The 10,468-nt window shown below is 39.3% G+C and carries 8 protein-coding genes and 1 pseudogene; 3 read left to right on the top strand and 6 right to left on the bottom strand.

The window, feature by feature from the left end:
* The 6 genes from GVY43_RS15770 to GVY43_RS15795 all read right to left on the bottom strand — a co-directional run.
* Nucleotides 1-1,214: helix-turn-helix domain-containing protein (locus GVY43_RS15770; protein WP_159563812.1), on the bottom strand; the 1,214-nt coding region annotated here is incomplete at its 3' end.
* A complete protein-coding gene (locus GVY43_RS15775) occupies nucleotides 1,211-2,725 on the bottom strand; it encodes a helix-turn-helix domain-containing protein (protein ID WP_159563813.1) in 1,515 nt (504 codons plus the stop codon). The genes GVY43_RS15770 and GVY43_RS15775, both read right to left, overlap by 4 nt.
* A 259-nt stretch (nucleotides 2,726-2,984) precedes the next feature.
* Nucleotides 2,985-3,779, bottom strand: coding sequence for an LCP family protein (locus GVY43_RS15780; RefSeq protein ID WP_159563814.1), 795 nt, complete (start codon nucleotides 3,777-3,779; stop codon nucleotides 2,985-2,987).
* A gap of 2 nt (nucleotides 3,780-3,781) precedes the next feature.
* Entirely contained in the window at nucleotides 3,782-4,198 is a 417-nt protein-coding gene (locus GVY43_RS15785) for a hypothetical protein (RefSeq protein WP_159563815.1), read from the bottom strand.
* A 14-nt stretch (nucleotides 4,199-4,212) separates the two neighbouring features.
* Entirely contained in the window at nucleotides 4,213-5,559 is a 1,347-nt protein-coding gene (locus GVY43_RS15790) for a nucleotide sugar dehydrogenase (protein WP_159563816.1), read from the bottom strand.
* Between the two features lie 48 nt (nucleotides 5,560-5,607).
* Complete coding sequence (locus GVY43_RS15795) at nucleotides 5,608-6,903, bottom strand: glycosyltransferase (protein WP_159563817.1); 1,296 nt, start codon at nucleotides 6,901-6,903, stop codon at nucleotides 5,608-5,610.
* Between the two features lie 391 nt (nucleotides 6,904-7,294).
* Here GVY43_RS15795 and GVY43_RS15800 point away from each other — a divergent pair.
* From GVY43_RS15800 to GVY43_RS16165, 3 genes and pseudogenes are all read left to right on the top strand, one after another.
* Nucleotides 7,295-8,570, top strand: a pseudogene (locus tag GVY43_RS15800) (IS3 family transposase).
* Between the two features lie 188 nt (nucleotides 8,571-8,758).
* On the top strand, nucleotides 8,759-9,499 hold the full coding sequence (locus GVY43_RS15805; RefSeq protein ID WP_159563818.1) for a transposase: 741 nt from the start codon (nucleotides 8,759-8,761) through the stop codon (nucleotides 9,497-9,499).
* A gap of 98 nt (nucleotides 9,500-9,597) precedes the next feature.
* Nucleotides 9,598-10,086: a transposase gene (locus tag GVY43_RS16165; protein WP_371730312.1), complete on the top strand. Its 489-nt coding sequence runs from the start codon at nucleotides 9,598-9,600 to the stop codon at nucleotides 10,084-10,086.
* The last annotated feature ends 382 nt before the right edge of the window (nucleotides 10,087-10,468 follow it).

Raw genomic sequence — 10,468 nt, forward strand, 5'->3', positions numbered from 1 at the left:
TGTTCATATTGTGTGAGTATAATTACTTTTAATGACTTTTGTGATCTTTGACGTAAAATACTAGCCTTAATTATTAAGAAAATTTCTAAGTAATTCAACTCCAAAAAGCGCTTATCTTTGATAATGAACTCAAAATCCCCTTCCTCAATAGTCTGTTGAATCAATTTAAACAGCGAATATTCTTCATAAACATAATAATAACGAAGTAAATAACTAGATCTAGAATTGGTTCTCAATCTATTATCCAAATACATAGTTTGAAGCAAATTAACTAAATCAAACACTAAATCATCATCGGCCCAGAAAGAAACTTGAAAGTGTTTAGAGAGCTCAAATAAAAATGTATATATATTTTGAGAAATATGGTCAGTATAAAGATTCCTTCTCATATAAGTGACTTCTTCACTTTTGTTTTTCGGACGAAATTCGGAAAGAATGTTAAACCCGAAATACTCCAACTCCTTTTCAAGTTCGTTTAGATTGTCATACTGAGGAAAGAATGTCTTCAGGGATGACGAAATTTGATAATATAAAGACTGTTTAGACACACTAACATTGGAATTCAACTTATACCGTTTTCTTTTTCGTTTTCGAGAATGAATGATGTTTAAAAGGATTGTTAGTCTTCTAATTGCTCCCATATTTATTTGTATACTTTTACTTTGACAAGTACTTGACAATTCTAATATGAACTGTTCCTCGTTGAAATATTGATTTTTCCGATAATCATCTCCCCAAAAAATATCATAAAATTGAACTATCATAGCTCGTAAATCATCCTCTTCACCCACAAACTGCACATAATCTCTGGTATCAAGGTTTATGTTAAATCTCGCTGCCCATTTTTTTATTATTTTTAAGCGTCGAAACAATGTAGGGCGCGTCAAATGAAATTCTACAGCAAGTTCTTCCTGTGTAAACGGGCGTTCCTCTAATATAATTTGAACAATCTGAAAATAAAGATTTGTCTGATTAAGACTATCCCACAAATCTTTAATTGTTCCTTTTTGTGGGCGCTGTAAAATGATACCACCTGATTTTTTTTTCACAATTGCCCATCCAATTGGCAAGCGATAATCAAGGTCTTCAATGTCTCTTATTACTTTGTTTGTAGAAATACCAAATCTTTTTGAAAGTGTCTGATATGAGATGGGGGTAAACGCATTGAACAAATGATAAGCAAGAAGTGACTGACGATCCATAAAATTAATCATTTCTCAACCTCCTGTGTTTCGGTATAAGTTCCGCTCATTTTTCTTTCAGAAAACTTCATGACATACTCTGAAATCATTTCATAATCAGAATTATCCGGGATTGTACCTACATCAATCACAACTAAATGAGGTACATATTTAGAAATAGTTTTAACAGTACTAATTACAAAATCAACATATGGATTTAATCTCACTTGATGGACGTGCGAACTCTCAATATAGCGGATATCCAAGCGATTACCATAGCGATACACTAACTCAGCATGAATATTTGAAAATTCAAGTAACGTATTACATACGATTACTACATTAATAGTTATATTCTGCTTAAACCTTTCTAAGCTAGCTCGAATTAAAACCAAAAGTTGAATTTTGTCAGTTTCCTGATAAATGAGAGAATAATCTTTATCTGAAGGGAATTGTATTGGAGTCAATCGCAAAGCTTTATCAATTATTGACAGAAGTTTATTTTCATTTAAATGAGGAAAGTAATGAATTAACTGATTATTCCTAGTATTCGTCAGCAACATATGATCAGTGTTTACTCTCGATATAAAATTTGATAAATCATAAACAAGTTGATCGTCACTTGAAAAATCAAAATAGAAATTTTGAGATAATTCTTCTAAAAATGAAAAAATCCATATAAACCGTAAGTCATTATCTTTATTATCTCTAATGGACCAAATCTCTTCTTGTCTATTTTTAGGTCTTCCACCTGCGAATAAATTGAGCGAGAAATAAGCAAATTCATTTTGCATAACATCATTGTTAAGATATTTCGGGAAAAAAAGATGTAATTTATTTGCAATGCTATAATAAATTCCTGATCTCCTTATTTCTCTATTTAATTCTGGTATATATCTTAGAAAACCAGCGCGTATATGCATAGTGTGTAACAATAAAACCAACCTTCTCGTTTCTTCCATAGAAATAAATATGTTATTTGAAAGCAATATCTCACCTAGTTGGTGTTTAAAATCCGGTATTGAGAAAGCACTAGTTAATTCAGAAGTTAGGAGGTTACCCGAAAAATATATATCGTAAAACTGCACCATCATTGCTCGAATTTTTCTTTCGTCCCCATCAAAATAGTAGTAAGGAATAGTTTCTAAAATTATGTCGTATTCAAACAGCCAGTCTTTTATATGCTTTACCTTTCTATATAACGTTGCTTTGCTATAACCAAAGTAGTCGCACAAGAATTCTGATGTACACTCATCTTTTTCAATAATCAGTTTAAGTAAACTCATCATATCATTAGATTTGTTTAAGCTATTTAGCAGATCTTCAATTTTCGAATCTAAAGGAGATATTAATTGTACGCCTGTCCTTCCTTCTCGAACTAACTGCCATCCCTCTGGAAGAATAGCATCTAGTTGATTCAATTCTTTTCTAATTGTATTAGCGGAAACACCATACTTATTAGAAAGTGCTTGAATTGTTGTTCCTTCAGTATTCATATAGATAGTATAAGCAATTTGACTAGTTCTACTTACAAACTCTATCATTTTAATCCCCCTTTTCCAGATGGTGTGTTATTTAATACCTCATATACTCATTTTTCAATCTTTTGAAGGTGCTACCTTAGTATGTTCAAATATTCATCTACGCCATAGTTAAAATAAAAGGCTAAGATTAATCAACTTGTGAGATACATCAAGTAGTCTAATCCTAGCTATAAGCTAATTTAGTTCATTTTTCAGTTGGCGAATCTGATTTTCATCTGCATACCAATAATATATTCCATCTGAAGCTTTTTTTACCCTCTCATTGGAGTGATACTTCTTCAATAGACTTGAAAGCATCGTTATAATTACTTATCAAATTAATTGAATCACTTAAGCTCAATGTAGTAACTATATTTTCACCAAAAAGATTCTTTATTTGATTTAATGATTTAAGCGAGATGTTCTTGTCTAGTTGCTCTTTGAATGCTAAAACGACCTCTCTTTGACGCTCTTGTCGCCCAAAATCTCCTAATGGGTCTTCCTTTCGCATCCTCACATAAGCTAACAATTCATCGCCACTCAGATACTGTTCACCTTTTGGAAAGGTATATTTCCCACTCGTAAACTCAAATTTATTATCAACTTTGATATCACCAAATATATCTGTTGCCTTTTTAAAGCCATCCATATCGATAACTGCAACTTGGTCAATAGTAATATCCAAAAAGTTCTCGACAGTCGCTACCGTTCCTTGAACGCCATGAAATGCGTATGCATGGTTTAATTTATCCATCGTATTAGAGGGCTTAATATTCACATACAAGTCACGAGGTAGGCTAATAAGCATTCCTTTTTTTTCTTTCGGATTTAAGTTCATTAGCATAACTGTATCGCTTCGTCCTTTATCATTCGGCCTTGCGTCTACACCTATCAACAAAATAGAAATAGGCTCCTTCTGTTTAAGGTTTACTTCTCCTATAGTTTGGAGGGGCAAATCTACTCCCGAATTCATCTCGTTAAATAGATCGTCTGCTTTATACCAAACAAAGGCGACGATTATTATGTTAATTGATACGAACAAAGAAATGATTGTCAGCCACACTTTTTTCTTCATGATTATCTACTCTCTTTTTCATTATGGATTCCATTCAGTACTTTAAGTACATCTGCCCACGTACCAAATCGCTTTAAAAGTACTTTAGGTGATATCTGCCCATTCTTCTTCGCCCACATTCTATAGCGTTCATAAGAGACGTCAACCCCTAGAAAAGAACTTGCCTCTCGTAATGTTGCTAAAACTTCTCTTTCACTATATTTAAAACCTGGGCGAAGGTTTGATTTCTCACATCCTATTCTCCATCCACCAAAACATTTCATAACATAATAAACACTCGGTGCATCAGGGTACTTCACTCTGAATTTTTCATAAGATTTTATTGTAATGACATCACTGTTCTCTTTCTTATATTGTTCGAAATAAAAATTAATCTTCTCAATCATCTTATCTTCTTCAAAATAAGTTTTCTTTGTCATATGAATTTCAACCTTTACAATTTACGAACTTTGGACGATTCTGCATATACCTCAGCCATGAAAATATTTTGCGTATCAAATATGAGATTGCTATTTAAAAGAACACGTTGATAATCGATGCAATCATGTGGGGTAGCAATAATTACCAAATCATATTCGCTAAATGCTTGATAATCTACCTTCGAAGTGTAAGTGGTTTGTTGATTACCAAGAGCTACACTGAGCGAAGATTCTACATAAGGATCAATAACAACAATTTCCTCTGTATATTTCTCTAGTGTTTCAACCAAATTTAGCACTGGACTCTCACGTAAATCCCCAATATTTTTTTTATACGCTGCCCCTAAAACGGCAACTTTAGAATCTGATAAAACAAGACGTTTTTCATTAAACCACTCCAGAATACGCATCACAGTATGATTGATTCTTTGATCATTAATTTCACCAGCCAAATTAATCATTCGAGTAGTCTTCCCATTTTCCTTCATAATATAAGTTAAATAGTAAGGATCGACCGGTATACAATGCCCGCCTACACCAATACCTGGGTTGAATCTCATAAAACCATATGGTTTGCTGTCAGCAGCATCAAGCACTTCCCAAATATCAATATCTAAAGAGTGTGCTAGTTCTGCAACTTCATTGACCAATGCAATGTTAATCCATCTGAATGTATTCTCAAAAACTTTAGATAGTTCAGCCACTTTAATATCCGATACTCGATGTGCTGTCTCCCCAATAAATTCAGCAGCCAAATCTGTACATTTCGAAGTCATACCTCCGATAACCTTTGGTGTATTTACTAAAGAAAAGTGTTGATTTCCTGGGTCAATCCGTTCAGGAGAATATGCAATAAATACATCTTCTCCAACAATTAATTTTTTTTCTTCCAATGGCTTTGCAATGAAGCGTTCTGTAGTCCCTGGATAAGTCGTACTCTCTAAAATAACCAAAAGGTCCCCATTAGAACTTCTCGAAATCATCTTGCCAGCATTTTCTACATAACTCAAATCTGGATTTTTCAAATGATCAATAGGGGTGGGGACACAAATAACAACAATATCAGCTTCATTTAGAATTTCCACATCTGTGGTTGGATAAAATCCCTTTTCTAGCATACCCTCCAACTCAAGAGCTGATACATCTTGAATATAGCTCTTTCCACTTTTTAGTTGCGAAACTTTATCTTCAGAAATATCCAATCCTACCACCGAAAAACCTTTATCTACATAATGCTTTGCTGTTGGTAAACCTACATAACCAAGACCTAAAACAACAACTACAGCGCTGTTTGTTTGAATCTTATTTTTTAAAGATTTGAACTTTGAATTTGATAATTTAGAAATATTAGTATCTAACATAATTAACTTCTCCTTAATTTGAATCATTTTGTTATATTTAATCGTTTCTCAACGCGTTCCCCATTTAGTTTCTTTCAATGTAAACAGGGCATAGAAGCGAAGGGGGAATAGTAACACTAGATGTATTATTCCGTATAGTGGCGCCATTAGAAATATTAAAGGTCGTTTAACTATATAATGAACATTGCGTGCATATGCGGACAACGAAATAGCAATCAAATAATAGCTCAACATAATCAGACCAAACGACTTAACTTTGAATAACAATGCAACTACTACGATAAATCCGAATAGCAACCACAAAGTCATCTCAAACATTACCCAAACTAAGGTAACTGGTTTTTTTAATCCAATTGAAAATGCAATAAGAGTTTCTCTAAAAAAGGACTTATTCCATCTCACTTGTTGCTTTAAAAACTGTCTTAACGTTTCAGGTACGTCTGTGTCACAACGCGCTCCTGACTGATAGACTGTTTTCCCCTTCAATATCGCGTAATTTGTCAAACATCGGTCGTCACCAGTTTGCACTACTTCCCCAAGAAACTTTTGATTTCCATAATGTTCAATATTTTCCAAAACAACTTCTCTTCTGTAACAACTAATGGGACCTGAGCAAACCAGGATGTTTCCTGTGACGGACTGCGCAGCGCGCTCAACACGAAATGCATTATCGTAGCGCATATCTAAAAGTTTAGTAAAGTAGCTATAATCTCTATTTCTTGCATTAATATGTCCCGTGACAGCCATGACATCAGGATCTACAAAAGGTCTAAGCAACTCCCTTAAAGCATCGGGGTAAGTGTATCCATCGGAGTCAACTGTAAAAAAAATATCTCCAGTAGCACGTTGGAACGCCCAGATCTGAGCATGTCTTTTCCCTTTATTTTCTTCAAGTCTATGGACCACAAACTTAAACGGTAATTCTCCTTCCATTTCAAGTTTCTGTTTATATTCGAGTACAGCTAAATATCCACTATCGTCTTTACTACCGTCATCTACAAAAAACAGTTCCGCGATGGGATAATCTTGTTTAATAATGCTCTCAATAATCCCCAGTACCGCTTTGGGCTTTTCGTTGTATGACGGGATGATGACGGACACTCTATGTTCTCCAGGTTCATTTATATAAGGTTTATAAAGAAACGACAGCAGCATTTTTCCAATTAAATACGTGATCATAATTGATCCGTATACTCCAAATGCTTTATCCCATCCTCCTCGGAATTCTAAATTAATCGCCACTAAAAAAATTACTATGAAAACAAACACCACAAAAATCACATATGTTTCTTTGCGTTGTTTTCCACCTGTTCTTTTTTGTCGTGCCTTTCTTGACGTTCTCATTTAGTCTCATCCTCTTTCTCTATCGAATCACAAGTCAACATCGTAAAAATCACTCAATCAGTCTAGCAAGCTATACAATTCGACAAATATCAAAAACGGAATAGCAAGACTCCTTTTTTTGAATTAGGTATATGCCATTCCCTATCTTAAATAGAGCGCGAAGTTTGTTTTGGTAAACATACTTTCATAATATTCATTCATTGATCTATATAAGTTAGTACTTGCACTTTTGAATTAACGCTTTTTTTAAGTAACAAAAAAAGCGTTAGCATAAAATGAGTGAACTGAACCCCGAATGATAGACACTTGAAAAAAAGTGCATCATTCGGGGTTTTTCGTATGGATACGAATCGCTACAATGAACCTATTCATTCAGACGGGAGAAACAACCATGAGTAAAATCCTCTTCAACATGACTCAAATCAACCAGCTCGAAGAAAATCCGAACGTCGCTTCGGCATCAGAACGCTCGATCCAGTATACCGCCGAGTTTAAGGTCAAGGCCGTACATGAAAATATTGAGGACAAGGGACCTCAACAAATCTTCACGGAGGCCGGATTCGATCTGACGGTGATCGGGAAACGAAAAGCGCAATCCTCGTTGAACCGCTGGCGCCAAACTTTCCGAAAAGAAGGAGAAGAGGGTCTCCGGAACGATAAACGTGGAAAGGCTACGGGAAGCGGACGCCCGAAAACAGACGAGTCGATGGAGAAACGGTTGGCGAAGGCAGAGGCACGGATCAAATACCTGACGGCAGAAAACGAGCTCTTAAAAAAGCTAGAGAAGTTAGAAGGGCAGGCGGAACATACGAACTGACACCAGCAGAGAAATATCAGGCCATCAACACCGTCATCCGCATCGCACAGCTTAAGAATCTCGTCCGCCCACTATGTGAGATCGCCGGAGTGAGCCGCAGTGGCTATTACGCCTGGTTGAACCGTGCCGAGGCGGAATCCCTCCGGGAAGAGCGTGATTACCTAGATGCGACACTCCTCAAGAAGATCCATGACAGCCATAAAGGCAAAGTCGGTTATCGGGGGCTGTTACATGGAGGTGCGCGCAACCCTCGGGTTCCGAATCAACCATAAACGAATCCTCCGACTGATGCGCAAGTATAACATCGTGACCAAAATCCGAAGGATGAACCCTTATCGAAAGCTCTCTCAGGCTTCGTATGAGCACCGCGTCGTGCCCGAATCTATTGAACCGCGAGTTCCGGCAGAGCGAGCCCGGGAAGGTATTCGTGACCGATATCACCTATCTCCCCATCGCCTCCGGCGAGAACGTCTATCTGTCTTGTGTGAAGGACGTCGCCACACGCGAGATCGTGGCACATAAACTGTCCACGGGTCTCCACATGGACCTCGTCTTTCAGACGATGGAAAAGCTCGAAGAGCATCTCCAAGGGAACCGACATCCCGAAGCGATGATTCATTCGGACCAAGGCTTCCACTACACCCATCCGGACTACCAGCAACTCGTCGGCGACCTCGGACTGGTCCAGTCCATGTCACGTCGGGGCAACTGTCTCGACAACGCACCGATTGAATCGTTCTTCGGTCATTTGAAGGATTATGTCACCAACCGTTCGTGCGGGTCAGTCGAGGAGGTCCGAGCGATCGTCGGAGACTACATAAGCTATTACAACTGCGAACGCGGTCAATGAAATCTAAAAAAAATGACCCCGGAACAATATCGGGACCATCTGATCGCAGCATAGAAAACGTGGACTTTTTATTAAACTGTCCATTTTACGGGGCTCAGTTCAGAATTTTAGAATGCAATCCACTTTTTACATATTTACTTTGTTAAATTCGGCGAAGGTCAACTTTATATTTCTTTCACACATGGAGAATGCTCCGTACGGTTCGCGTGTTATCCACTTTTATGTTGGCCATGAGTGATAAGGAAGCCGAACGTGTCACGACTGTCTTACTCGGACCCCTGTTCAACATCCGTTCCGTGCGCCAGACCGTGAGGAAGGTTCAGACGAACCTCGCCTATCGCTGGTTCCTCGGTCTCGGCATCGATGAGAAGGTTCCCGACCATTCGACGATCAGCCAGGCCTACCGCCGACGCTTCCAGGGGAACGACGTGTTCCAACAAATCTTCGAGGAAATCGTCCGACAGGCGGAATCTCACGGTCTCGTCTCCGGGCGCATCCTGATCACGGATTCCACGCACATCCGGGCGAACGCGAAAAAAGAACTGAAACCGGCATCTGAGAAGAGGGAGCGCCGGCTCGTCAAGGTGAGCCGGACCGACCCGGATGCGGGATACATGTATCGTGACCAGAAGCCGGAAGGCTTTTTCTGGCTGGCGCATCGGACGGTCGACGCCAAGCACAATTTCATCGTCGATGTACACGTCACACCCGGGAACGTCTCGGACAGCACCGTCTATCTCAATCGGCTCGACCATGTCCTCGAACGTTTCCATTTCCCGCTCGAGGCGGTCGCACCCGATGCAGGCTACTTCACGACCGGGATCGCGAAGGCGCTCGTCGAACGGGGCATCTTCGGGGTCATCGCCCGGAGGCGTTTCGGTGAGAAGAAGGGGATGTTCCGCAAGACCCGGTACACGTACCTCCCCTAGGGAGATGCGTATCTCTGTCCGGCGCGACAGCGCCTCACCTATCAGACGACGGACCGCCACGGCTATCACCATTACGTCTCCGACCCCTCCACCCCTCCATCTGTCAGAACTGCCCTCTCCTCGAGAAGTGCACGTCCGGCCGGACGCACCGAAGGGACATCACACGCCACGTCGATGAACATTACCGCGAGCAGGTGAATGAGAACCGCCTGTCCGCGTCTGGGAAATCCCTCTACCGACTGCGGCCGCAGACCGTCGAGCGCTCGTTCGCCGATGAGAAAGAGCTCCACGGGCTCCGTTTCACCTTCTACAGGGGGACCGCGAAGGTCCAACACGCCAATCTGGTGGCAGCCACCGCACAAAACATGAAGAAGCTGGCCAACCTGTTGGCCAGAAAGGACCGTCTACATAACATTTCTTCAATCTTTTGTCGGGCAGAACGCCTCAAGCTCGTTGAACATAAAAAAAGACGAACCAAAGCGCTATATGCGATTTGGTTCGTCAACAGCCTGTGTTCGATTAATCGTATTATTAAAAATCTAAATCTCAATTGTCGAATGAAATCATTCGCCTCAAGAGGAGCATGATGAACATAACTAGATGCTCTCACAAAAGAATCTGTAGAACTCTTGTGAAACTAGTGTAATCCAAAGAGCCTAGTTATCACACTTAACCTTATTCAGCCAGCGAATTGTAATTTTAACGAAGCTCACCTAACACCAACATTCAGCGATTGCTTCCATCATGCTCACATATTAAACTTCGCAGAAAGCAATTACCTCATCACGTGTGTATAGCCAAACTACTAAAACTTAACTGACAAAGATTTACACTTATCCTCACACTTTCGTGAACATTTGTATTACAAAACACATCGAGGTTGTTCGTGCACATATGATGTAATAACCCTGTCTAACTTTCAGGAACCTTTTGAACATAACATCGTGAGATTTTTAGATGCTCTCAAAA

The sequence above is a fragment of the Exiguobacterium sp. 8H genome, assembly GCF_902506255.1.
GTDB lineage: Bacteria > Bacillota > Bacilli > Exiguobacteriales > Exiguobacteriaceae > Exiguobacterium > Exiguobacterium profundum.